This window comes from Shinella sp. Sh6, from assembly GCF_055392685.1.
Map to the genome: position 1 here is coordinate 299,981 of NZ_AP044005.1, position 23,976 is coordinate 323,956.

Consider the following 23,976-nt stretch of genomic DNA (forward strand, 5'->3'; position numbering starts at 1 on the left):
GAAACGGTCGGCACGGCCTCGGCCGCGCCGCATCCTCCACCGCGATACGGGAAACGGGCGGCGCTCTTGCGCCGCCCGTTTTCGTTCATGGGTCCATGACAGCCAGCCCCGCACAAGCCAGACGGGCAATAAGCGCAGGGTGTTTCACTGCGCCTGCAATTGCGTTTCCGCGGCCGTTTGTCGGAGGATGACATGAACGTAAAGACCACTGTGGCTGCGGACCCGGCATCGCCCATCGTCAATGTGTTCCAGCGCGCGCGCAGCCAGAAACTGTCCCTGGCCGAGCTCATGCAATCCGCCGAGGCCCTGACGGGCGCGGGGCTGCTGGCGCAGGCGATCGACCTCTACAAGACCTGGATCGCCTTCAACGAAAGCAATCCGCTCGTCCACATGGCCGCGTTCAACTATGCCGTGGCGCTTCGCCAGGCGGGTGATGTCGTCGGCACGATCCATGCGCTGCAGGCCTGCCTGAGGATGGATCCGACCTTTGGCCCCGCCCATATCAATCTCGGCCGCGCCTTCGAGGATGGCGGCCAGATCGACCAGGCCGTGCGCCAGTGGCTGTCCTTCGTCGAGGCGACGAAGGAGATCACGCCCGAAAGGCTCGGGCATCGCCTGATGAGCCTCCAGCATACCGGGCGTGTGCTGGAGAATGCCGGCCGGCTGGAGGAGGCGGAAGCCATCCTGTGGCAGGCGATCGAGCTGCAGCCCATGAAGCCCGAGGCGGCGCAGCACTGGCTGTCGATCCGCCAGCACCAGTGCAAGTGGCCGATCATGACGCCGTCGAGCCATGTCACCGCGCGCCAGCTCGTCGACGCGCAGTCGCCGCTGACGCTCGGCTGCTATGCGGACGATCCGATCTTCCAGCTCGCGAGGGCCTACCGCTACAACAAGACGCTGGTCGGCCGGCCCGACATCAGCGTCGTCCCGCGCAAGCCCGCCCGCAGCAAGTCGGGCAGCGGCCAGCGCCTTCGCGTCGGCTACGTCTCCTCGGACCTGCGCCAGCACGCGGTCGGCTTCGCCCTCAGCGAGGTCCTGGAACTGCACGACAAGAAGAGCGTCGAGGTCTTCGCCTATTATTGCGGCGACCCGGCTCCCAACGATCAGACGCAGGCGCGCATCAAGGCCGCCGTGGATTGCTGGCGCGACATCGCGGCGATCAGCGATGTCGAAGCGGCCAGATTGATCAGCGACGACGAGATCGACGTCCTCGTCGACGTCAACGGCTATACCAAGCACGCGCGCACGGCGATCTTCGCCTATCGTCCGGCGCCGGTCATCGTCAATTTCTGCGGCTATCCGGGCTCCATGGCGAGCCCCTACCACCAGTACATGATCACCGACGGCTATATCATCCCGCCGGAAAACGAGATCTACTATACCGAGAAGGTCCTGCGCATCGCCTGCAGCCAGCCCGTCGACCGCAAGCGCGAGATCGCCGCGCGGCCAACGCGGGCCGAGGCGGGCCTGCCGGAGGACGCCTTCGTCTATGCCTGCTTCAACGGCATGCAGAAGATCACCGAGGAGTGCTTCACGCGCTGGCTCGCCATCCTCGCGGCCACGCCCGGCAGCGTGCTCTGGCTGCTCGGCGAGAACGATACCGCCAGCCGGAACCTGCGCCAGAAGGCGGAGCAGGCGGGCGTCGCCCCCGAGCGCATCATCTTCGCGCCCAAGATCCCCAATCCGCGGCACCTTGCCCGCATCGCGCTCGCCGACCTGTTCCTCGACACGTTCCCCTACGGCGCGCATTCGACGGGCGCCGACGCGATCGGCATGGGCCTGCCGGTCCTGACCGTTCCCGGCAAGACCTTCCCGGCGCGCTTCTGCGCCAGCATCGTCGCCGCCGCCGGCATCGCGGACCTGATCTGCGCCTCGCCGGAGGAGTATGTCGAGCGCGCCATTACGCTCGCGAAAGACCGCAAGCGCCTCGACGCCGTCCGTAAGACGCTCACGCGGAACCGCGACACCTGCGTCCTGCGCGACATGCCGGGGCTTGCCCGCCGGCTCGAGGAGCTCTTCTGGCAGATGCAGGGCGAAGCCGAGCGCGGCGAGACGCCCGTGCCGGACCTGCGCAACCTCGACGTCTATTACGAGATCGGCGCGGAACTCGTTCAGGAGAACCCCGCATTCGAGAGCGAGGAGGCCTATCGCCGCCGCTATCTCGAGAAGCTGGCGCAGTGGGACGCGTTCTCGCCGCTGCCGCACGACACCCGCCTCTGGCCGGCCTGAGGATCGACGCATGGCCAGATCTGGCCATGCGAAATTTACGCTTTCTTCATTTTCGTTTATGAAGCGTTAACGGCGTTAACCATTTGTTAACCATTCGTCGTTAACCAGTTGTTAAGAACGATGGATCGGCGCCAGGGCAAATGCGCGCCGAATGCATGAAGCCCCTGTCGTTGCCGGTCCCGCCTCACTCCGGCCTGTCCCCGACACTTCTTTCCAGGGCAAGTGCCAATGACCAGCATATTGACCAACTCCGCCGCCATGGCGGCGCTGCAGACCCTTCGTTCCATCGACAAGGGCCTGGAGACCACCCAGGCACGCGTTTCCTCCGGCCTTCGCGTCGAGACCGCGGCCGACAACGCCGCCTACTGGTCGATCGCGACCACCATGCGCTCCGACAACCGCGCCATCTCCACGGTGCAGGACGCCCTCGGCCTCGGCGCCGCCAAGATCGACACCGCCTATGCCGGTCTGGAATCCGCCATCGAGGTCGTCACGGAAATCCGCGCCAAGCTCGTCGCCGCGACCGAAGAGGGCGTCGACAAGGCGAAGATCCAGGAAGAGATCACCCAGCTCCAGTCGCAGCTCGTCAGCATCGCCGAAGGCGCCTCCTTCTCCGGCGAGAACTGGCTGCAGGCCGACCTGACGGCGGCCAGCGGCTCGGTGACGAAGAGCGTCGTCGCCTCCTTCGTCCGCAACGCCTCGGGCACCGTTTCCGTCAAGACGGTGGACTATCTGCTCGACGGCTCGACCGTTCTCTTCGACCAGGGCGGCAATCTCGGCATCCTCGACAAGACATCCGTGATCGAGGGCCCCGCCGTCACGCTCAACATCAACGAGGGCGGCGTCTTCACCGAGCACACCGTCGCCGCGTTCACGACCGACGAAGTGATTGCCGCCGGTGCCGGCGCCTCCACCTTCGACGGCAGCTATGCCACCGACGGCTCGAACAACTACGTCAAGGTCGCCGACGACACCTGGGTCCTCGCCGTCAACCAGACCACCGTTCCCAGCCAGGAAGTCGCCTACGAGGATTCGAGCAACAACCTGTGGGCCGTCGACACGACCAACACCGTGTCGGCCACGACATCGTCCGTCGAGTCGCTGTCGATCAGCAACAGCACGACGGCCGCACAGCTCGACGGTCTCCTCAAGATGGTGGATACGGCGCTGGAGACGATGACCAGCACCGCGGCCGACCTCGGCGCGATCTCCACCCGCATCGACATGCAGGAAAGCTTCGTCGCCACGCTCAACGACGTGATCGACAAGGGCATCGGCCGTCTCGTCGATGCCGACATGAACGAGGAATCGACGCGCCTCAAGGCCCTGCAGACCCAGCAGCAGCTCGGCATCCAGTCCCTCTCGATCGCCAATTCCAGCGCCGAGAACATCCTCCAGCTCTTCCGTCAGTAAGGGCGGGCGCTTCACGAATCCCCCCGGCCGAAGGTCAACGGCCGGGCGGGCGGTTGGGCCGCGCGATTGCCCTGGCGCGGCCCAACACCCTCCATCTTCATCCTCGCACAAGTTTGAACGCCTAGGTTCGACGGCACGATCAGGAAGATCGCGCGCGTTTTCCTTCATGAAGGCGCGGTGTCCGGGGAGACAGGTCAGCGGTGTTGTCAGGTTCCAGTGTTACCAAGAGCGAACGTCGAAGCGGCCCGCGGGTTTCCCGCCGGGCCTCGTTTGCGTTCGTCCGGCACGCGTTTCGGCCGGGAGGCGCGGCATGAGCGCCCAACTCGCCCGCTACCTCAAGGATTTCGGCGCCCCTGCGCGCGCCAAGGCCCCGGCCTTCCAGTCCTCACCCGCCTTCGGCCTCGATGAGCCGGATGCCGGAATGGGCGAGCCCTTCGCCATGCCCGCCGCGCTGCCGCCCGTCGATATCGAGGCCGAGCGCGCGGAAGCCCATGCCGCGGGGCGCGCCGAGGCCCAAGCCGAGCTCGTCGCCCGGCACGAGGCGGAGATCGCCAGCCTCAAGGAGGCGCAGCGCGCCGAGGCCGAGGCGCTGAGGGCGCGCTACGAGCAGGATTATGCCGCAGCACTCGCCGAGCGCTTTTCGGCGCTCTCCTTCGAGGTCGGCGAGCTCGTCGCCGCGCAGGTCGCCCATGTGCTCGCCCCGGTCATGAACGAGGTCCTTACCAAGGGCGCCGTCGCCGACCTTGCGCGCATGGTCGCCGAAGGCCTTCCCGAAGGCGAGGGGCTGACGATCACGGTGAAGGGGCCGGCAAACCTCTTCGAGCAGTTGAAGTCGCATTTCGGAGAGGCCGCGCCGGTCTTCCGCCATGTCGAAATGCAGGATGTCGATCTGACGGTGGAATTCGGCGACACCGTCCTGGTAACGCGGATGGCGGCCTGGGCTGACACCGTGCGCAAGGTGCTTGGATGAGCGAAGGCGAAAATCACCACCACGGCAAGAACGAGATCATCATCGTCAAGCGCCACGGCGACCACGACGGCGATCACCATGCCGCCGCCTGGAAGATCGCCTATGCCGACTTCATGACGGCGATGATGGCGTTCTTCCTCGTGATGTGGCTAGTCAACGCCGCCAACGAGGAGACCAAGGCCTCCGTCGCCTCCTATTTCAACCCGATCAAGCTCACCGACGACAAGCCGGCGGAAAAATCCGTGAAGAAGCCCGCCAACAGCGCGGAGGGCGAAGCCACCCAGGATAAGTCCAAGGAACAGGGCCAGCAGCAGGAAAGCGGCAACGGCGCGGAAAAGGGCAAGGACGAGAACACCACGGCCGGCGAGGAAACCCAGTATTCGCAGGCCGATTTCTTCGAGAACCCCTATTCGGTCCTCTCCGAGATCGCGCAGGAAGTCGGCCAGCAGGCCAATGTCAGCGCCAAGGGCGAAGGGGGCGCGGCCAATTCCGGCCCGGCGACCGGCGCCAATGGCGGTGAAGCCTATCGCGACCCCTTCGACCCCGATTTCTGGACGCAGCAGGTCGAGATCTCGCAGGCGACCGATGCCGGCAGCGAGGCGGCGGCGAAGGACGGCAAGCCCGCCGAGCAGCAACAGCAGATGGCCGCCGTCGACGCCGACCGCACGGTCGAGGACGCGCTGAAGGAGGCCGACAGCGAGGAAGCGGCGAAGAAGGCCGAAGAAGCCAAGGCCGAAGCCGACAAGGCCGCGGCCGCCGACGCCAAGGACAAGGCGGAAGACGCCAAGGCCGAGGAAGAAAAGAAGGCCGACGACCTGAAGCAGCAGATCGCCAGGGAGATCGGCTCGCTCGGCAAGCTTGCCGAGGGCCTCACCGTCACGCCCGCCGAGGGCGGGCTTCTGGTAAGCCTCACCGACCAGCTCGACACGCCCATGTTCAACATCGGCTCGGCCGTTCCGCGCAAGGAAATGGTGCTGGCCATGGAGAAGATCGGCAAGATCCTCGAAGGCCGGCCCGGGGCGGTCGCCATTCGCGGCCATACGGACGGACGGCCCTTCGCCGGCGGCAAGAACGACAACTGGCGCCTTTCGATGGACCGCGCGCAGAGCGCCTACTACATGCTCGTGCGCGGCGGCCTCGAGGAAAAGCGCGTCAGCCAGGTCTCGGGCTTCGCCGACCGCCGCCTGAAGGTTCCGGACGATCCGATGGCCGATGCCAACCGCCGCATCGAAATCCTCATCCAGGCCGAAGGCGGCTGATGCGATGGGCCTCCTGCGTCGCCTCCTCCTGACGGGTACGGTTTTCGGCGCGGTGCTCTGCGCCGGCGCGGCCGCACGCGCCCAGGCGCCGGACGACCTTGCGCCCTACAAGATGATCCGCTCGCTGCAATATGTGCAGGACACGGTGGTGCTCGGCGACCATTCGGCCATGGAGATGCAGCGCTTCCTGCTCGGCACGATCGACGAGCGGCTGCGCACGGCGGACCCTTCGATCTTCGACGACCCGCGCAATGTCGACGCGGCGCTCGTCTATGCCATGAGCGGCGGCAATCCCCAGACGCTGGAATATCTGATCCGCAAAGATGTCGCGGGGCATTTCGATTCCCGTCTCACCGATGCGCTGCGCGGCTATTTGAGCGGGCGCGGCAACCAGAGCGTGAAGTCGCTGGCGGAGATCTTCCCCGAATACAAGCGCTCGCGCGTCGGGCCATACCTCGCGCTCGTCTCGGCCAATTCGGTGATCCGCAAGGACCCGAAGCTGGCGCTCGACTATTTCGACTGGGCGCGGCTCGTCGCGCCGGGCACGATCGTCGAGGAGGCGGCGCTGCGCCGTTCCATCTATGTCGCGACCGAGGCCGGCTGGATCGACAAGAGCATGGCCTATGCCAACCGCTATGCGCGGCGCTACCTGCGCTCGCCCTATGCCAGCCAGTTCGCCGACCTCTTCGTGAAGCTCGCGGTCGACCATTTCGACGAGATCAAGGAAGAGGACATCCTCGAGATCCTCTCCTTCATGGATGTACCGCGCCAGCGCGAGGTCTATTTGCGCATGGCGCGCCTTGCGGCGATATCGGGCAAGAACAAGCTCGCCTCGCTTGCCGCCGAGCGCGCCCAGATCCTGTCGGGCGACGGCGAAAGCGTGCCGAAGGTCCTTGCCGACCTCTATTCGGGCCTCGCCTCGGTGCCGTCCAACGACGTCGCCTCGGCCATGGAATCGATCATCGCCATTCCGGACGAGAAGCTGTCGGCCAAGGACCGGGCGCTGAAGGCGGCCGCCAAGGCGGTCGCGGAAGAGGTTCTGCGCGCGCCAGCGGAGGCGAAGCCGGCGGAGACCGCCCGCAAGAGCGCAGAGGTAGCGCCCGCCGTGGCCGAGGACGCCTCCTACGAGGGGCTGAGCGAGGCGGAGGCGGCGGATCGCGCGATGGACCCGCAGGCCGGGGCGGCGGATACGCCCGTCGCGCTCGACGCGGCGCCGGACAAGGAAAAGAAAAAGCAGGAACAGAATGCGGCGGCGGGCATCGACCCGGCCTTCGATACATTCGTATCGGGCGGCCGGTCCAAGCTCGACGAAATCGACGCGCTCTTGAAAGGAGAAGGCAGTTGAGCACCATCGACAGCGGGGTTCTGGGCATCGTCCAGGGGCATGCATCGGCGAAGGGCAAGGCCGGGCAGGGCAAGGGCGAGGGCATGTCCGAAAAGGGCGATTTCGCCACCACCATCGCCAATCTCCAGGGGCGCGAAGGCGGCGAGGGCCGCAAGGGCGGGCGGATTTCGATTTCCGCGACGGCCCACGGCGAGAAGGCCGAGCAGGCGGGCGGCACGCGCGGAAAATCCGCGCTCGCCGACATGGCGGCGCTTGCCGAGGCTTTCCGCAAGGCGGGAGAAGAGCCGGAAGGTGAGGCGGCAGCGGCGCAGGCGGTGGCCGCCGAGCATGTCGGCCACAAGGAAACCGCCGAAAAGCACAAGTCCGCGAAGAAGGCCGGGGAGGCTGCCGACGACGATGCCGGGGATGCGGGGGACAAGCCCGCGGCGCGCACCGAGGTCGGCAACCTGCTGGATATGCTCGCGGCGCCTGCCGTCCTGCCGCATGCTGTCGGCAGCGCCGGCGGCAAGGCTGCCGTGCACGGCGTTTCCGACGTGAAGGCCGAGGCCGGCGGCAAGACGTCCGGCAAGGTCGCCGCGGAAACGGACACGGGAACCGAGACCGGCAGCGCCGAGGATGCGGCGGAGGGCGCGGACCTTCCGAAAACCGGCACCGACCGGCTGTTCCGCCTCATGCGGGCGGACGGCAAGGGCCGCAGCCTCGACATGAACATTTCCGGCAATGGCGAGCGGACTTCGGTACGCGATGCCAATCCGACCGGGCCGAAGGGCGAGGCGGTGGCCGTCCTCGACGCGCGTCGCTATATCGGCCTCGCGCAGACCGGCAACGCGTCGGCGGTGACCGCGGCCATCACGCAGGATCCGCAATGGGCGGCCTCGCTGAGCGCGACCGGGGGCCTTGCAAACACGGATGCGGCGGCGACCGGCAAGGTCGTCAACACGCTGAAGATCCAGATGCATCCCATCGAGCTCGGCCTCGTGACGGCGACGCTGCACCTGCAGGGCGAGCAGCTCGTCGTGTCGCTGCAGGTGGAGACGGGCGATGCCTATCGCCAGCTCAGCGACGACCAGGATTCCATCGTGCGGGCCCTGCGCGGCCACGGCTTTGCCGTCGACCAGGTGAGCGTGCAGCTCGCCCCGACGGATCGCAGCGCCCAGACCAATGCCCAGGGCCAGCCGCAACAGCAATTCTCCGGCCAGCCGCAGGCCCAGGAGGGCGGCAACGGCCGCCAGGGCGGCGAGGGTGCGTCTGCACGCGAGGGAAGGTCCTATGAAGGCAATACGTCGGAAAACGCTTCTGCCGGCTCTGGCGGGCAGCCTGTGCGCTCTGGCGGCGTCTATCTCTGACGCCAGCGCGTCCACGGGCGCCTGCGAGCGGGAAATCCTCTCGGCGGCGGCCAAGTACGATATCCCGCCCGGCATCCTCTACTCCGTCGGTCTCGCCGAGACCGGCCGGAAGGGATCGCTGCAGCCTTTCGCGCTCAACATCGAGGGCAAGGCCTATTTCGGCCGGAACCGGGAGGAGGCGCTGCAGGCCTTCGAGGCGGCCCGCGCGCGCGGCGCGAAGCTGATCGACCTCGGCTGCATGCAGATCAACCACTACTTCCACGGCGAGCATTTCGCCTCGCCCGCCGAGATGTTCGACCCGCGCCGGAACGTCGACTACGCGGCCTCGTTCCTGGCGCGCCTGCATGCGCGCCACGAGACCTGGACCATGGCCGTCGCGCGCTATCATGCCGGCCCGAACAACGACCCGGCGCAGAAGCAATATGTCTGCCGCGTGATCGCGAACCTGGTGGCGACCGGCTATGGAAGCTGGACGCCGAACGCGAAACAGTTCTGCCGCTGATTCATCCGATAGTTGAAATCTGTCGCCGAAAACGACCTGTGCCGTATTGTGGCAAGAATGCGCCTCATTTTGGAGTGGCAAGGCACGGCGTTAACCTTTGTTAACTTTTCCACCGTAAAATTGTGGCTATTTCCAATTTAGCATACTATATGTAGATCAAATCGGCACGCAATTCTTAATCAACTGTTAATTCCACCCAGTCACTTCCTCTAGTTGCCGGTGATTCGCCCGATTCGTACCACTGCCTGAACGAGGCACCACACTGATTCGGAGGCGGACGAATGATCGTAGTGGTTGATGAGCGCGAGCTCGTTAAAGACGGCTATACTTCTCTTTTTGGTCGCGAGGGCGTGCCCTCGACGGGGTTCGATCCCCGTGAATTCGGCGAGTGGGTGAACACCGCTGCCGATTCCGATATCGACGCGGTCGAGGCGTTCCTGATCGGCCAGGGCCAGCTCTCCATGGATCTGCCGCGGGCGATCCGGGATCGCTCGCAGGCCCCGGTGATCGCGGTCAGCGACACGCCCTCCCTCGAAACCACGCTCGCCTTCTTCGACAGCGGCGTCGACGACGTCGTGAGGAAGCCGGTCCATCCCCGTGAGATCCTTGCCCGCGCGGCCGCCATCCGGCGCCGCCTCAAGGCGCTTGCCAACCATACCGACATCGGCCCGATCCGCGTCTTCTCGGACGGCCGCGACCCGGAAATCTCCGGCGACGTCTTCGCCCTGCCGCGCCGCGAGCGCCGCATCCTGGAATATTTGGTCGCCAACCGCGGCCGCCGGCTCTCCAAGACCCAGATCTTCAACGCAATCTACGGCATCTTCGACGAGGACGTCGAAGAGAACGTCGTCGAAAGCCACATCTCCAAGCTGCGCAAGAAGCTGCGCAAGAAGCTCGGTTTCGACCCGATCGATTCCAAGCGCTTCCTTGGCTACTGCATCGACTGGCAGGGTTGAAAGAAGATTGCCGGCTGGCGGGAGGCGGACCCGGCAGCCAGCTTCACGCAAGGCCCGTCCCATAGGGTCCTGGTACGAGACGAACGGGGAAATGACATGAGCCTCTACGGTACGATGAGAACGGGTGTTTCCGGCATGAATGCGCAGGCCAACCGCCTGAGCACGGTTGCCGACAACATCGCCAACGCGAATACGACGGGCTACAAGAAGGCCTCGACCCAGTTCTCCTCGCTGATCCTGCCGTCGACCGGCGGCGCCTACAATTCGGGCGGCGTCACGACGGACATCCGCTATTCCATTTCCTCGCAGGGCACGTTCACCTACACGACGTCGACGACGGACCTTGCCATTAACGGCAAGGGCTTCTTTATCGTCGAGGGTGCGGACGGCCAGGAATACATGACGCGCGCCGGCGCCTTCACCCCGATGGACGACGGCACGCTGCGCAACAGCGCCGGCTTCACGCTGATGGGCTATCCCTATTCCTCCACGGAAGACCCGACGATCGTCATCAACGGCTTTGCCGGCCTGGAAAAGATCAACCTCGCTTCCGGCGAACTGAACGTGAAGGCGTCCGAAAGCGGCTACCTGCACGTCAACCTGCCGTCGAACGAGGCGCATCCCTATTCGAAGGCGACCTCGCTGGTCGCCTATGACAGCCTCGGCAACACCCGCAAGCTCGACTTCACCTATTCGACGACGGCAACGCCCGGCGAATGGAACCTGAGCGTGACCTATACGGACGATTCCGGCGCCATCCACGACATGCTGAGCCCGACGCCCGACACGGCCATCGTGGCCTCGCCGGCCGCGGCCACGCAGGAGGCGCTCAGCTTCGACACGTCCGGCAAGCTCACCAACCCGACCGACATCAGCACCTTCGGCATGACCATCGGCGGCGGCGAGCTCAACGCGCTCAACATCTCCATCGGCGGCGACACCGGCGGCTCGACGCAGCTCGCCTCGGCCTTCGCGGCCAAGGGCGACATCGACGGCATCGGCCCGAGCGGCGTGGCCGGTTACGAGATCAGCGACGACGGCATCGTCTACCTCAAGTACGAGAACGGCGACATGGCGCCGAAATACCGTATCGCCATGGCCAACGTGCAGAGCCCGGACAACCTCAAGCCGCTGCCCGGCAACGTCTATACGCAGAGCCCGGATTCGGGCGTGGTCGTCATGGGGTACGCCGGCAACGGCGGCTACGGCACGATCCTGTCCGGCGCGCTGGAGGATTCCAACGTGGATATCGCCGAGGAACTGACGAGCATGATCGAGTCGCAGCGAAACTACACTGCGAATTCCAAGGTCTTCCAGACCGGCTCCGAACTCATGGAAGTCCTCGTCAACCTCAAGAGATAGGCGGCCTGAAGCCACCGCGTGCATTCGAGAGTTAGGTAGATCCGATGTCGCTTACAGCAGCAATGAAGACTGCTCAGTCCAGCTTCTCCAACGTGGGCCTGCAATCGGCCGTCGCGTCGAAGAACATTGCCAATGCGAGCAACCCGAACTACGCCCGCCGCGCGGCGGTCCTCGCCACCGCGTCTTCCGGCGCCACGGTGGTGGAAACGCAGCGCGCGCAGAACGAGGCGCTGCTGAAGCAGAACCTGCTCTCGATCTCCAAGTCCTCCGGCCAGGACACGCTGCTCTCCGGCCTCACGCAGATGAAGATGATGCTCGGCGGGGAGGACTACGAGCTCTCGCCGTCGACCTATCTCGCCAAGCTGCGCGACAACCTCCAGACCTTCGCCGACAAGCCGAACGAGGTCTCGCTGGCCGAGACCGTCGTGTCGGATGCCGTCGACGTCGCGAACTCGCTGAACAGCACCTCGCTCGCCCTCCAGAAGGCGCGCGCGGAAGCGGATGCGGATATCGATACCTCGGTGACGGAGCTCAACCGTCTCCTCTCCGAATTCCAGACCTACAACGACAAGGTCCGGCAGGGCACGGCCGCCGGCACTGACGTCAACGACGCGCTCGACCAGCGCGACAAGCTGCTGACCGACATCTCCTCGATCATCGGCGTGACGACGGTCACCCGCACGAACAACGACCTGGCGCTCTACACCAGCGACGGCACAGTGCTGTTCGAGACGGTGCCGCGCGCGGTCAGCTTCCAGCCGACGACCACCTATACGGCGACGGTCGAGGGCAACCAGATCCTCATCGACGGCGTGCCGGTACAGGCGGGCACGGGCGGCAATACCAGCGCACGCGGCTCCCTTCCCGCGCTGCTCCAGCTTCGCGACCATACCGCACCCACCTTCCAGGCCCAGCTCGACGAGATCTCGCGCGGCCTCATCAACATGTTCTCCGAGAACGGTGACGACGGGCTCTTCGTGCGCAACGGCGTTGCCGTCGGCGACGACCTCACCGTCACCGCGGTCGTCCCCGGCCTCTCGACGGTCATCAAGGTGAACCCGGATGTCATCACCAGCCAGGGCGGCAACGCCATGCTGCTGCGCGACGGCATCAACACCACCTACAACGTCAACGGCGACGCCAGCTTCTCCGACCTGCTGAACAACTATACGACGGCGTTCGAGACCCCGACGACCTTCGCGCCGGAAGCGGCGATCGACACGACGGGCACGATCCTCGCCTTCTCGACCGGCTCGGTCGGCTGGCTGGAACAGAACCGCAGCGCGGCGACGACGGCGAGCGACGACAAGAACGCGCTGCTCGGCCGCACGCAGGAAGCGCTCCAGAACGTGACCTCCGTCAGCCTCGACGAGGAACTGTCGCTGCTGCTCGACCTGGAGCAGTCCTACAAGGCTTCCGCGAAGCTGGTCTCGGCGGTCGATGAGATGATCACATCACTTCTACAGGCGGCGGGGTAAGTCATGAAGGCTTCTTTCGTTTCCAACCTGTCTCTCCAGAATACGATGCGCCTGACCGTGGCCAAGGCGCAGAAGGAGATGACGCAGCTCCAGGAGGAGACGGTCACCGGCCGTCATGCGGATGTCGGGGCCGTGCTCGGTGCCAAGACCGCGCGCACGCTGAACCTCCACCGCGACCTCCAGCGCATGGAATCGCTGAAGAGCACCAACGCGCTGACGACGCAGCGCCTTGCCGCCTCGCAGGAAGCGCTCGGCCAGATGTCGACGGCGGCGAACGACGCAATGGAAGTGCTGATCGCGCTTTCCGGCATGACCTCGGCCGACCAGCTCGACCTTGCCAAGACGAATCTCGGCAACGCGCTTTCGACCTTCACGGCGGCCGCCAATACCTCCTTCAGCGGCGAATATCTCTTTGCCGGCATCAATTCCGACGTGATGCCGCTCGACGACTACCTGCAGGAAACGCCGCCTTCGGACGCCAAGGCTGCCTTCGATGCCGCCTTCCTCGCCCATTTCGGCTTCGACCAGTCGAACCCCAACGTCGCCAACATCACGCCGGCCGACATGCAGGCCTTCATAGGCGATCTCGAAACGAGCTTCATGGGCCCCGACTGGGAGACGAACTGGTCGAACGCCTCCAACGAGAACATGGAAAGCCGGATCAGCGCGGCCGAGACCGTGCAGAGCTCGACCAACACCAATGCCGACGGCATCCGCTATACGGCGCTCGGCCTGGTGATCGGCCACGAGATGCTGGCGCTCGATATTTCCGAGCAGACGCGCAAGACGGTCAGCGATGCGGCGATCGACTATGTGGGCCGGGCCATTGCCGGCGTCGACAGCGAGCGTTCCAAGCTCGGCATCTCCGAATCGCGCGTCACCCAGGCCAATACCTCGCTCGATGCCCAGGTCACCATCCTGAACACGAGCATCACGGACATGGAAGGCATCGACACCTACGAGGCGGCCACGCGTGTGACCACGCTCGAATCGCAGCTGTCGCTCGCCTACACGCTGACGTCGAGGATCCAGAACCTGAGCCTGCTGAACTACCTCTGATGAACCAGAGGGTACGGACACACATGAAGGATGTCTGAATGTACCAGTTTTCATATGCCGAGATCATGGAGGAAGGGGTCGCCGTCTCGAAGGATCGGGAACGGCAGGTCCTTGAGCGGTCGATAGCGCTCCTGAAGGCGGCAATGGAGTCCGACGGCGGCAAGGCCACGGTGGAAGCCGTCTATTTCACCCGCCGGGTCTGGATCCGGTTCATCGAGGATCTCGGCGATCCCGAAAACGAACTCGAAGACGAGCTTCGGGCCAATCTCATCTCGATTGCCATCTGGATTCTCAAGGAGATCGAAAAGATCCGCAAACGCGAATCCACGAATTTCCAGGGCATCATCGACATCACCACCATCATCAAGGATGGCATCAAATGAAAAGTACGCTGCGTATATCGCTGAAGTCCGGTGAGCGCATTTTCGTCAACGGCGCGGTCCTTCGGGTCGATCGCAAGGTCGCGATCGAATTCCTGAACGATGTGACCTTCCTTCTGGAAAACCACGTCCTGCAGCCGGAACAGGCCACCACGCCGCTCCGCCAGCTCTATTTCATCGCGCAGATGTCGCTGATCAACCCGGAAGGCGCCGAGCAGTCGATCGCCATGTTCCGCAAGTCGGTCATCATGCTGCTCACCTGCTTCAAGAACGAGGAGGTGCTGGCCGAGCTGAAGCGCGTCGACGCGCTCGTCACGCAGGGCCGCGCCTTCGAGGCCCTGAAGGCCATCCGCGCCCTTTACCCGATCGAAGATCGCATCCTCAACAACCAGGAATTGACGCCGGCAACGGTCGAACAGATCCGCAGGGAGATCGCACCATGGTAGACGCTGTCGGTTCCACCACCTCTTCAGGCTATATCCCGAGCGTGACGGGCGCCGATGCCGGCACCGATTCCAGCAAGGCGACGCTGAACTACGAGAGTTTCCTGAAGCTGCTCGTGGCGCAGATGAAGAACCAGGATCCCACCGAGCCGATGGACGCCAGCCAGCAGATGGCGCAGCTTGCGACCTTCTCGCAGGTCGAGCAGACCATCAAGACGAACAAGAACCTGGAAAGCCTTCTCCAGCGCACCTCGCTGCAGGAAGCCAATTCCGTCATCGGCCGCACGGTCACCAGCGACGACGGCAAGGTTTCTGGCGTCGTCAAGGAAGTCGCGCTATACAATGACGGTATCGTTGCGACGCTTGATTCGGGCGAGAAGATCGTCGTCGGACCCGGCGTAACCGTGAAGTGATCCTATTCCGTGAATGAGGCAGACGCCCTCGATATAGCGCAGGCAGCCATCTGGACGGTCATCGTGGCCTCCGGCCCGGCCGTGCTCGCCGCCATGCTCGTGGGCGTCACCATCGCCTTCATCCAGGCGTTGACGCAGGTGCAGGAAATGACCCTCACCTTCGTCCCGAAGATCCTCGCGATCTTCGTCACCATCGCGATCTCCGCCCCCTTCATCGGCGCCCAGATTTCCATCTTCACCGACCTCGTCTTCTCGCGAATACAAAGCGGGTTCTAGCCCACCCTCGCGCAAGCTTCGCCCTGTAGGTCATCGGGTGAAATGGGCGGCATGCGTGGCGCGCCGCCGCCTCTCATGACGAGACGGGAAGCATTCAGATGGCACAAGTACCGGCAATCAACCTTCCGAAGGTCGGCCTCAAGTTCCGCGATATCGCGTTCGCCGTAGGCATCCTGACGATCCTGTCGATCCTGTTCCTGCCGATCCCGGCCTTCATGATCGATATCGGCCTTGCCTTCTCGATCGCCTTCTCCGTGCTCATCCTCATGGTCGCGCTGTGGATCCAGCGGCCGCTCGACTTCTCGTCCTTTCCGACGGTCCTGCTGATTGCGACCATGGTGCGCCTGTCGCTCAACATCGCGACGACGCGTGTGATCCTGTCGCACGGCAACGAGGGACATAACGCGGCCGGCGGCGTCATCGCCGGCTTTGCCAGCCTCGTCATGTCCGGCGATTTCGTCATCGGTCTCATCGTCTTCATGATCCTGATCGTGGTGAACTTCATCGTCATCACCAAGGGCGCGACGCGTATCGCGGAAGTGGGCGCCCGCTTCACCCTCGACGCCATCCCCGGCAAGCAGATGTCGATCGACGCCGACCTTTCCGCCGGCCTCATCGACGAGAAGCAGGCGCAGGTGCGCCGCCGCGAGCTGGAAGAGGAAAGCTCGTTCTTCGGCTCGATGGACGGCGCCTCGAAATTCGTGCGGGGCGATGCCATCGCCGGCCTCATCATCACCGCCATCAACGTCTTCGGCGGCATCGTCATCGGCTATTTCCGCCACGGCATGGAGCTTTCGGAAGCCGCCGACGTCTTCGTGAAGCTCTCGGTCGGCGATGGTCTCGTCTCGCAGATCCCCGCCCTCATCGTCTCGCTCGCCGCCGGCCTCATCGTCTCGCGCGGCGGCACGGCCGGCTCCACCGACCAGGCGGTTGTCAACCAGCTTTCCGGCTATCCGCGCGCGCTACTCGTGGCCGCCGGCCTCATGTTCCTGCTCGCCATCATGCCGGGCCTGCCGCTCATTCCCTTCGCCATGCTCGGCGGCGTCATGGCCTTCGGCAGCTGGGTCATTCCGCGCCGCATCGCCGAGGAAAGCCGCGTCAAGCGCGAGCAGGAGGCCCGCGAGGTCCAGGCCTCGCGCGACCAGGAGAAGGATTCGGTAAAATCCGTGCTGAAGACCGCGGAGATCGAGCTCCTGCTCGGCAAGCAGGTCTCCACGCGCCTTCTCGGCGCGCATCAGGAACTGGCGTTCCGCGTCGGCAAGATGCGCAAGAAATTCGCCGGGCAGTACGGTTTCGTCGTGCCGGAGATCAAGGTCTCCGACGACATCTCCATTCCCGACAAGTCCTACCAGATCCGCATCCACGGCACGACGGTCGCGTCCAACATCGTGCGCGTCGGCGAAGTGCTCGTCGTCACCGGCGGCGGCCGAAAGCCGAGCGTGCCGGGCGACGATATCCGCGAGCCCGCCTTCGGCATGCCGGCCGTCTCGATCCTGGAAACCTTCGCAGACGACCTGCGCCGCGAGGGCTTCCACCCGATCGACAACGTCTCGGTCGTGCTGACGCACCTTTCGGAAGTCATCCGCAACAACCTGCCGCAGCTTCTCTCCTACAAGGACGTGAAGGTGCTGATCGAACGGCTCGACCCGGAATACCGCAAGCTCGCCGACGAGATCTGCTCCTCGCACATGTCCTATTCGGGCCTGCAGGCCGTGCTCAAGCTGCTGCTTGCCGAGCGTGTCTCCATCCGCAACCTGCACCTCATCCTCGAAGCGGTCGCCGAGCTCGCCCCGCATGTGCGCAAGACCGAGCAGATCGTCGAGCATGTGCGCATCCGCATGTCGCAGCAGATCTGCGGCGACCTTGCCGAGAACGGCGTGCTGCCGGTTCTGCGCCTCGGCAACAAGTGGGACATGGTCTTCCACCAGGCGCTCAAGCGCGACTCCAAGGGCGAGATTGTCGAGTTCGACATCGACCCGCGCCAGCTCGAGGAGTTCTCCGAGCAGGCGACCCGGGTTATCCGTGAGTTTCTCGACCGCGGCACGCCGTTTGTGCTGGTCACCTCGCCCGAATCCCGCTCTTATGTGCGCATGATCATCGAGCGCCTCTTCGCCACATTGCCGGTTCTCTCGCATGTCGAGCTTGCCAAGGGCATCGAGATCAAGATTCTCGGCTCCATCTCATGATCACGGATCCCGAAGGCACGGTGCTGGCGCTGTTTGCCGCCTTCTGCCGTGTCGGCGGATGCTTCATGCTGATGCCGGGGTTCTCCTCCGCGCGCATTCCCATGCAGATCCGCCTCTTCGTGTCGGTGGCGGTTTCCATGGCGATCCTGCCGATCATGTGGGACACGATCTATCCGCGCGCCAGCGGCTCGCTCGACGGCTACCTTTCCATGATCGCCTTCGAGACGCTGACCGGCGCGGTGATCGGCCTCATCGCCCGCTACTACGTGCTCGGCCTGCAGTTCGCCGGCACGGTGCTGACCATGATGATGGGCTTCAACGCGCCGCCGACGCCGGACGTGCTGGAGGAGACGGCGGAAAACCAGCTGACGAACCTCCTGTCCTTCTGCGCCCTCATGGTGCTGTTCCTGCTCGATTTCCATCATGTCGTCATGCGGGCGCTGGTCGATTCCTATTCCGTCATGCCGCTCGGCGCCGGCTTCAACCCGCAAAGCGCGCTGATCACGCTCACCGACACGCTGAGCCAGACCTTCATGATCATGCTGCGGCTGGCGAGCCCCTTCATCCTCTACGGCCTCGTCTTCAACGTCACGATCGGCCTCATCAACAAGCTGGCGCCGCAGATCCCGATCTACTTCATCTCGCTGCCCTTCCTCATCATCGGCGGCATGATCCTGCTCTATTTCGGCGTCTCCTCGCTGCTGGAAATCTTCACCGCCGGCTTCCTGCCGGTCTTCCGGGGAGAATAGCATGGCGCAGAGCCGGTCGGAGAAGCTGAAGCGCCTCGTGAGCGTGCAGCGGCACCTGGAGAAGATGGCCGAGATCGACCTTGCCAACACGACGCGCCAGCGCCAGGAGGTGGCCGAGACGATGGACGTGGTGGCCGAGGCCATCGCCTCGCTGGAGCCCGTGCACCGCAGCTTCTCGCGCCACTATTCCGGCCAGTACAGCCGCCTGCAGCAGCAGGACCAGATGCTGGCCAACGTCCAGCAGATGCACGAGATGCGCGTGGTGCGCGAGCGCACCAAGGGCGACCGCATGGAAGAGCACCGGAAGGAAGCCCGCAGCGCCGAGGACCGCGAGGCCGCGGACAATTCCATCTACGATCTCATCGACCAGCACATCGCCTACAAGCAGGACGACGACTGACCGCGAGGCTTGCGCCGGAATGGAAAGCTGAAGGCCCGCCATCACGGCTTCGTCATCGGCCACCAGCCTCCCGTAAGGTTGAGCAGCGATAGTCGCATCAGGACGATGACGAGGTTTGCCGAAAGCAGCCGAGGTCCGGAATGGTCATGAGGCCGGCAGACCGTCATGAAGACGGGCGCGGCATTTGCGGAACCACCCGAAAGGCTCTGAGACGTGGCAATTTCTCCCCCCAGCGACCTGGTGCTCGATGTCGTGCGCGCCGCCGACCCGGCGCAGGTTCAGGAAGCGCAAGCCAAGCTGAAATCGAACCGCGCCGCCTTCGAGGCCAACAGCCTCGCCGAGGCCGGCGCCGGCTTCCAGGCCGCCGTCGGCATTCTCAACCGCGATACGGCGGCAAGCCATGCCGCGACGAGTTCCGGCAGCGTCACCGCCGTCGGCGCGAAGGCCGTTCCGGAGCACCTGCGCAAATTCGAATCCATGGTGCTGCAGAATTTCGTGAAGTCGATGATGCCGACCGAGAGCGAGGAGCTCTACGGCAAGGGCACGGCCGGCGAGATGTGGCGCGGCATGATGGCCGACCAGCTCGGCGAGGCGCTTGCCAAGGGCGGCGGCATCGGCATCGCCGAAAGCCTCGCCGGCAAGAGCGGCATCACCACCAATCCGAGGGACCGGGATACCGACCGCGTCGCCGCCGGCATGGTCGAGACGCTGCAGCGGCAGGCCTTCGCGGACCTCATCCCGTCCGTCAAGGAAGACGACAAGAAAAAAGCATAAGCGGAGAACGATAAGATGGAACAGGCGAACAACGAACTGCGGATCCGCACCGTGCTCGGCCGGCTGGAAACGATCATCGACAACGAGAACGACAATATCGGTCGCGACCCCCAGTTCGACCTGCCGACCTCGAATGCCCACAAGAGCCGCTGCCTCTACGAGCTTGCCATGCTGACGCGCGACGTGCGCCCCGACGAGGTGCCGCCGACCTTCTCCGTCCAGCTCGGCCGGGTGCGCGAGAAGCTCGCCACCAACGCCCAGCGCGTCTCGGCGCATCTGGAGGCCGTGCGCGAGGTCGTCACCATCCTCAAGAACGCCGTGCAGGACCTTGAGGCGGACGGCACCTATTCGCAGGAGCAGTTCCGCATGGGTTACGGCACATGATCAAGCTCGTCGGCACCGGCGTCTGGATTCTCCTGATCACGCTCGCCTCCGTCTATTTCTCGCTGAAGATGGCCTCGGCCCCCAAGGTCGATACCGCCGCGGCCGAGCGCGAGGCGGCGATGGAATTCGTCAGCGGCTATACGACGACCGTGCCGGTGATCGGGGAGGGGGGCGTCAACGGCTACCTCCTCACCAAGCTCGCCTACAAGGCCAACAAGGAACTGGCGGCCAAGCAGGTCGTGCCGCTGCCGGAGCTGATCACCGACGAGCTCTACACGCTTCTCGTCGGCAAGAAGATGATCGATATCGCCGATGTCGGCAGCTTCGACCTCGAAGCCTTCCGGGGCGTCGTCAAGGAGGGGCTGAACCGCCGCTTCGGCGCGAATGTCATCGACGAGGTCTATGTCGAGCAGATCGACTATCTGACCACCGCCTCCGTGGAGGACCCGGCCCCCAAGCGCGGCGTCACGCTGCTGAAGGGCGAGGTTCCCGCACAGAAGACCGAGGGCAAGAGCGGCGGGCATTGAGGCCGGCCAGGCATCGATGACAGGGATGGGCCGGCTGCCTAGTGCAGGCCGGCCTTTGCCGTTCTGGAGGAGAGCTTCCGGCAGAAGGCGTGATAGAGGAGAACCGTGTCGGCGCCGTATCGGCGAAGCCGCCGCGCGGGATCGCTCATGAAGCGGTGCAGCCGGCCGTGACTCGGCTTTTCGAGGCCGTGCGGCGCATCGGCGGCTTCCTCCAGCAGGGTCTCGAACAGGCCGCCGGCGCTGAGCACGAGCCGCGCATGGCCGGGGCCGACATGCCGGTCGATCCATTTCTCCTGCGCCGGCTCGTCCATCGCCACCAGCAGGATATCCGCCTCCGCCGCGCGCACCCGGTCCATGACCAGGTCGGATTGTGCGGGATCGAAGGCGCCGTCGGCGACCGGCAGGAAGGTGTGCCAGGGCGCATGCCGGCGCAGCCGCTCCGTCGCCCGCATCAACGCGGCCTGCTGCCCGCCGATGAGCGCGACGCGCATCGGCCTTTCGATATAGGTGAGAAGCGCCGGGACGAAATCCGCGGCGGTGAGCTTTGCCGGAAAGCCCCGGCCGTGAAGCAGCAGCGAGGCGGCATCGACGCCCTTGCCGTCCGGCAGCACGATCTGGCGTTCGAGCACGGCCCTGTAGTCGGCGTCGCGCCGCATCCGGTTCGCCTTGTCCGCATCGAGAAAGGCGATGACGCTCTGGCCGAACGGCCGTTCGGCCGCTTCCGCGGCGAAGGCGAAGAGATCCGCCCAGCCGAGATCGCAGACCGCAAGTCCGAGGATATCGCGGTGCGAGCCGAGCGTGCTGCCCGAAACGAGGTTCGGCAGGGCGCTGCGCGCACGCCGAACGGTGCGGGCCTTCACGGTGCGGCGCGGAACGCCGGCAGGATACAACAGGTCGGGCTTCATGCTTTTCCCAGGAAGCTGGTGCGTTGCCTGCGGTGTAGCAACTCGGCTTGAAAGGCCGTTTAAGGAAACCCTGAAAATGCCGGCGCCGGTTTTCATCCCTTGCTAACCTTTGGAGCAATCGATTGATTTAGCTTGAATATTTCCAATTGGCCGGGTTTTCGCGCCGGCAGGAATCTGCAGGCTGCTCCAGAAAAGGACGCCGGCCGGCCGGAAAGGCATGCGGCGTTCTTTCCGCCGCGCAAGGCTTGAATTTATCCGTTTTGGACAGCATAGGGCGTTGGGAGGCCATTGCGCCATTCCGCCCGCCGCTAGAGTGGCCGCAATTCATTCGGGGAGACAAACGTGACCACCATTATCGATGGGAAGCAGGTTGCCGCTTCCGTGATTGACGCCGTGAAGTCCGCCACCGCCGCGCTGGAGAAGGACGCCGGCGTGAAGCCCGGCCTTGCCGTCGTCATCGTCGGCAACGATCCGGCAAGCCATGCCTATGTCTCCTCCAAGAGCCGCATGGCCAAGGAATGCGGCTTCAACTCCGTCCAGCACACGCTGCCGGAGGAAACGACGCAGGAAGAGCTTGCCCGTCTGGTCGAGACGCTGAACGCCGACGAGACCATCCACGGCATCCTCGTCCAGCTCCCGCTGCCCAGGCACCTGAATTCCGAGCCGATCATCCAGTCGATCCGGCCCGAGAAGGACGTCGACGGCCTGCATGTCGTCAATGCCGGCAAGGTGGCGACGGGCGATCTCGACGGCGGTCTCGTCTCCTGCACGCCGGCCGGCGCCATGGTCTTCGTGCGGCGCACGCACGGCGAGGACCTTTCCGGCCTCAACGCCGTGGTGATCGGCCGCTCCAACCTCTTCGGCAAGCCGATGTCGGCCCTGCTGCTCGCCGCCAACGCGACGGTGACGACGGCCCATTCGCGCACGAAGGACCTCGCCGCCGTCTGCCGCAACGCCGATATCCTCGTCGCCGCCGTCGGCCGGCCGGAAATGGTCAAGGCGGACTGGGTCAAGCCCGGCGCGACCGTCATCGACGTCGGCATAAACCGTGTTCCCGCGCCGGAAAAGGGCGAGGGCAAGTCCCGTCTCGTCGGCGACGTCGCCTTCGACGAATGCGCCAGGGTCGCCGGCGTCATCACACCGGTCCCCGGCGGCGTCGGCCCCATGACCATCGCCATGCTGATGGCCAACACGGTGATCGCCGCCTATCGCAAGGCCGGCAGGACGCCGCCGAAGTTCTGATCGGTTGTGGGGGCGGGGCAGCCGTGCCTCGCGGTGCTGCCCTCCTGCTGCCAACGTCGCCGGCCCCCATTGTCACCTCCCTGGCGATGCGCCTCTGCCGCCTCTCCGTCGTCGCCCTCTTGCCATCCCTCCGTCGTCACCCTCTTGACACCTCTCGGTCGTCATGGTCGGGCTTGACCGGACCATCCACGCCGCGGGTGCCGCGGTGGATCCTCGGGTCAAGCCCGAGGATGACGGAGGGAGAGGAGGAGGACGGGGCTTCCCGTCCAATAGCGCTCAACGCTCGGCGCAACAGACACTCCGGAACGCGCCTCACTTCCCCGCCGGCGCCGGTCCGGTCGAGGCGCGTACGATGAGGTCGGCTTTCCACAATTCCTGCTGCGGCAGCGCTTCGAGCCGCAGGATATCGGCGATGAGGCGGCGGGCGATGCGCTGGCCGGCGGCGCGCAGCGACGAGCGGGTCGTCGTCAGCGGCACGCGGAAATTCTCCGGCTTCAGCATGGGCAGCACGTCGTCATGGGCGATGAGGGAGATGTCGGTGCCGAGCGTCAGCCCCGCCTGGCTGATCGCCCGCACCGCGCCGAGCGCCAGCACCGTGCTGGAACAGAGGACGGCCGTCGGCGGCGTTTCGAGCTGCAGGAAGCGCTCCATCGCCCGGTAGCCGTGCTCGTCCGTCATCTGCGAATGCTCCACGCACTCCTCGCGCAGCGTCAGGCCGTGCTCGGCAAGCGCCCGCTCCGTGCCCTTGCGGCGGCGGATGGCGAAGGTGAGGTGGTCCGGCCCGTTGATGAGTGCGAAATGCCGGTGGCCGAGTTGCGCGAGCAGGCGCGCGGCATCGTAGAACGCGCCCGTATTGTCGATGTCGAGATAGGGATAGTCCGTCGGCATGCCCATCGAGCGCCCGTGCACCACGAAGGGCGTCTTCAGCGATTTCAGCATGGCGATGCGCGGGTCCTTCACGCGCATGTAGGCAAGGAAAAGCGCGTCGACATTGCCGCTCGCCACCAGCCGCCGGCAGGTCGCCACCTCCTCGTCCGGATGGCTCGGATTGATCACGAAATGAAAGTCGTGCTTGACCGCCTCGTCGCCGAGCCCGGCAAGGAACTCGCCGAAATGCACGTCGGATTCGATGCCGTCGGCCGTCGGCATGACGAGGCCGATGGAGCCCGCCCGGCCGGTCGCGAGGCGCTGCGCTGCGCGGTTCGGGCGATATCCCGTCTCGCGCACCGCCTCGAGCACGCGCTGGCGCGTTTCGGCATTGACCTCCGGATAGCCGTTCAGCGCCCTGCTGACGGTCGTCTGCGAGAGGCCCAGCAATTGCGATAACTGCTTGAGATTCACATGCTTAGCTTTCTAGGAACAGTCGAAGCGCTTTGAA

24 protein-coding genes are annotated in these 23,976 nt (G+C 65.0%); 22 read left to right on the plus strand and 2 right to left on the minus strand.

All coding sequences use genetic code 11. The features are described 5' to 3' along the window. Positions 1 to 192: 192 nt before the first annotated feature. From ACZ5TO_RS01450 to ACZ5TO_RS01550, 21 genes are all read left to right on the plus strand, one after another. Positions 193 to 2,229 carry an O-linked N-acetylglucosamine transferase, SPINDLY family protein gene (locus tag ACZ5TO_RS01450; RefSeq protein ID WP_464799279.1) on the plus strand — a complete coding sequence of 679 codons (2,037 nt, stop codon included), beginning with the start codon at positions 193 to 195 and terminating at the stop codon, positions 2,227 to 2,229. Positions 2,230 to 2,457: 228 nt separating this feature from the next. After that, positions 2,458 to 3,642, plus strand: coding sequence for a flagellin N-terminal helical domain-containing protein (locus tag ACZ5TO_RS01455; RefSeq protein ID WP_184145164.1), 1,185 nt, complete (start codon positions 2,458 to 2,460; stop codon positions 3,640 to 3,642). Between the two features lie 310 nt (positions 3,643 to 3,952). Further along, the gene (locus tag ACZ5TO_RS01460; RefSeq protein ID WP_464799280.1) at positions 3,953 to 4,612 is read left to right on the plus strand and encodes a hypothetical protein; all 660 of its coding nucleotides are present in this window, start codon (positions 3,953 to 3,955) and stop codon (positions 4,610 to 4,612) included. Continuing rightward, positions 4,609 to 5,871 (plus strand): MotB family protein, encoded by a 1,263-nt coding sequence (locus ACZ5TO_RS01465; protein ID WP_464799281.1) that lies wholly within the window; start codon positions 4,609 to 4,611, stop codon positions 5,869 to 5,871. The genes ACZ5TO_RS01460 and ACZ5TO_RS01465 overlap by 4 nt, the downstream gene beginning before the upstream one ends. 4 nt (positions 5,872 to 5,875) lie before the next feature. Then, a complete protein-coding gene (motC, locus tag ACZ5TO_RS01470; protein ID WP_464799282.1) occupies positions 5,876 to 7,216 on the plus strand; it encodes a chemotaxis protein MotC in 1,341 nt (446 codons plus the stop codon). Next, a complete protein-coding gene (fliK, locus tag ACZ5TO_RS01475; protein WP_464799283.1) occupies positions 7,213 to 8,562 on the plus strand; it encodes a flagellar hook-length control protein FliK in 1,350 nt (449 codons plus the stop codon). Before motC ends, fliK begins: the two co-directional genes overlap by 4 nt. Further along, positions 8,486 to 9,064 carry a transglycosylase SLT domain-containing protein gene (locus tag ACZ5TO_RS01480; protein WP_184145159.1) on the plus strand — a complete coding sequence of 193 codons (579 nt, stop codon included), beginning with the start codon at positions 8,486 to 8,488 and terminating at the stop codon, positions 9,062 to 9,064. Before fliK ends, ACZ5TO_RS01480 begins: the two co-directional genes overlap by 77 nt. A 281-nt stretch (positions 9,065 to 9,345) precedes the next feature. Continuing rightward, a complete protein-coding gene (rem, locus tag ACZ5TO_RS01485; RefSeq protein ID WP_184145158.1) occupies positions 9,346 to 10,020 on the plus strand; it encodes a transcriptional activator Rem in 675 nt (224 codons plus the stop codon). 96 nt (positions 10,021 to 10,116) lie between these two features. Beyond that, the gene (locus ACZ5TO_RS01490; protein ID WP_184145157.1) at positions 10,117 to 11,382 is read left to right on the plus strand and encodes a flagellar hook protein FlgE; all 1,266 of its coding nucleotides are present in this window, start codon (positions 10,117 to 10,119) and stop codon (positions 11,380 to 11,382) included. Between the two features lie 44 nt (positions 11,383 to 11,426). Then, positions 11,427 to 12,860, plus strand: a complete 1,434-nt coding sequence (gene flgK / locus ACZ5TO_RS01495) for a flagellar hook-associated protein FlgK (protein WP_184145156.1) — start codon at positions 11,427 to 11,429, stop codon at positions 12,858 to 12,860. Between the two features lie 3 nt (positions 12,861 to 12,863). Next, positions 12,864 to 13,919, plus strand: coding sequence for a flagellar hook-associated family protein (locus tag ACZ5TO_RS01500; RefSeq protein WP_464799284.1), 1,056 nt, complete (start codon positions 12,864 to 12,866; stop codon positions 13,917 to 13,919). Between the two features lie 38 nt (positions 13,920 to 13,957). Beyond that, a complete protein-coding gene (gene flaF / locus ACZ5TO_RS01505) occupies positions 13,958 to 14,302 on the plus strand; it encodes a flagellar biosynthesis regulator FlaF (RefSeq protein WP_184145154.1) in 345 nt (114 codons plus the stop codon). Next, positions 14,299 to 14,745, plus strand: coding sequence for a flagellar biosynthesis repressor FlbT (gene flbT, locus ACZ5TO_RS01510; protein WP_184145153.1), 447 nt, complete (start codon positions 14,299 to 14,301; stop codon positions 14,743 to 14,745). The genes flaF and flbT overlap by 4 nt, the downstream gene beginning before the upstream one ends. Beyond that, the gene (gene flgD / locus ACZ5TO_RS01515) at positions 14,739 to 15,155 is read left to right on the plus strand and encodes a flagellar hook assembly protein FlgD (protein WP_184145152.1); all 417 of its coding nucleotides are present in this window, start codon (positions 14,739 to 14,741) and stop codon (positions 15,153 to 15,155) included. Before flbT ends, flgD begins: the two co-directional genes overlap by 7 nt. A gap of 9 nt (positions 15,156 to 15,164) precedes the next feature. Continuing rightward, entirely contained in the window at positions 15,165 to 15,431 is a 267-nt protein-coding gene (gene fliQ, locus ACZ5TO_RS01520; RefSeq protein WP_184145151.1) for a flagellar biosynthesis protein FliQ, read from the plus strand. Between the two features lie 98 nt (positions 15,432 to 15,529). Next, positions 15,530 to 17,617, plus strand: a complete 2,088-nt coding sequence (flhA, locus tag ACZ5TO_RS01525; protein ID WP_184145150.1) for a flagellar biosynthesis protein FlhA — start codon at positions 15,530 to 15,532, stop codon at positions 17,615 to 17,617. Beyond that, positions 17,614 to 18,366, plus strand: a complete 753-nt coding sequence (gene fliR / locus ACZ5TO_RS01530) for a flagellar biosynthetic protein FliR (protein WP_184145149.1) — start codon at positions 17,614 to 17,616, stop codon at positions 18,364 to 18,366. The genes flhA and fliR overlap by 4 nt, the downstream gene beginning before the upstream one ends. Before the next feature lies 1 nt (position 18,367). Further along, positions 18,368 to 18,766 (plus strand): hypothetical protein, encoded by a 399-nt coding sequence (locus ACZ5TO_RS01535; protein ID WP_184145148.1) that lies wholly within the window; start codon positions 18,368 to 18,370, stop codon positions 18,764 to 18,766. Positions 18,767 to 18,979: 213 nt separating this feature from the next. Beyond that, positions 18,980 to 19,540, plus strand: a complete 561-nt coding sequence (locus ACZ5TO_RS01540) for a rod-binding protein (protein WP_464799285.1) — start codon at positions 18,980 to 18,982, stop codon at positions 19,538 to 19,540. Between the two features lie 15 nt (positions 19,541 to 19,555). Further along, positions 19,556 to 19,924 (plus strand): hypothetical protein, encoded by a 369-nt coding sequence (locus ACZ5TO_RS01545; RefSeq protein ID WP_184145146.1) that lies wholly within the window; start codon positions 19,556 to 19,558, stop codon positions 19,922 to 19,924. Beyond that, positions 19,921 to 20,451: a hypothetical protein gene (locus ACZ5TO_RS01550; protein ID WP_184145145.1), complete on the plus strand. Its 531-nt coding sequence runs from the start codon at positions 19,921 to 19,923 to the stop codon at positions 20,449 to 20,451. The genes ACZ5TO_RS01545 and ACZ5TO_RS01550 overlap by 4 nt, the downstream gene beginning before the upstream one ends. Before the next feature lie 38 nt (positions 20,452 to 20,489). Here ACZ5TO_RS01550 and ACZ5TO_RS01555 read toward each other — a convergent pair whose 3' ends face one another. After that, positions 20,490 to 21,356: a WecB/TagA/CpsF family glycosyltransferase gene (locus ACZ5TO_RS01555; RefSeq protein WP_464799286.1), complete on the minus strand. Its 867-nt coding sequence runs from the start codon at positions 21,354 to 21,356 to the stop codon at positions 20,490 to 20,492. 342 nt (positions 21,357 to 21,698) lie between these two features. Between ACZ5TO_RS01555 and folD the strand changes: the two genes are divergently transcribed. Then, positions 21,699 to 22,598 carry a bifunctional methylenetetrahydrofolate dehydrogenase/methenyltetrahydrofolate cyclohydrolase FolD gene (gene folD, locus ACZ5TO_RS01560; RefSeq protein ID WP_184145143.1) on the plus strand — a complete coding sequence of 300 codons (900 nt, stop codon included), beginning with the start codon at positions 21,699 to 21,701 and terminating at the stop codon, positions 22,596 to 22,598. A 312-nt stretch (positions 22,599 to 22,910) separates the two neighbouring features. On the opposite strand, the gene ACZ5TO_RS01565 is transcribed toward folD, so the two are convergent. Then, the gene (locus tag ACZ5TO_RS01565) at positions 22,911 to 23,939 is read right to left on the minus strand and encodes a substrate-binding domain-containing protein (RefSeq protein WP_184145142.1); all 1,029 of its coding nucleotides are present in this window, start codon (positions 23,937 to 23,939) and stop codon (positions 22,911 to 22,913) included. Positions 23,940 to 23,976: the final 37 nt, after the last annotated feature.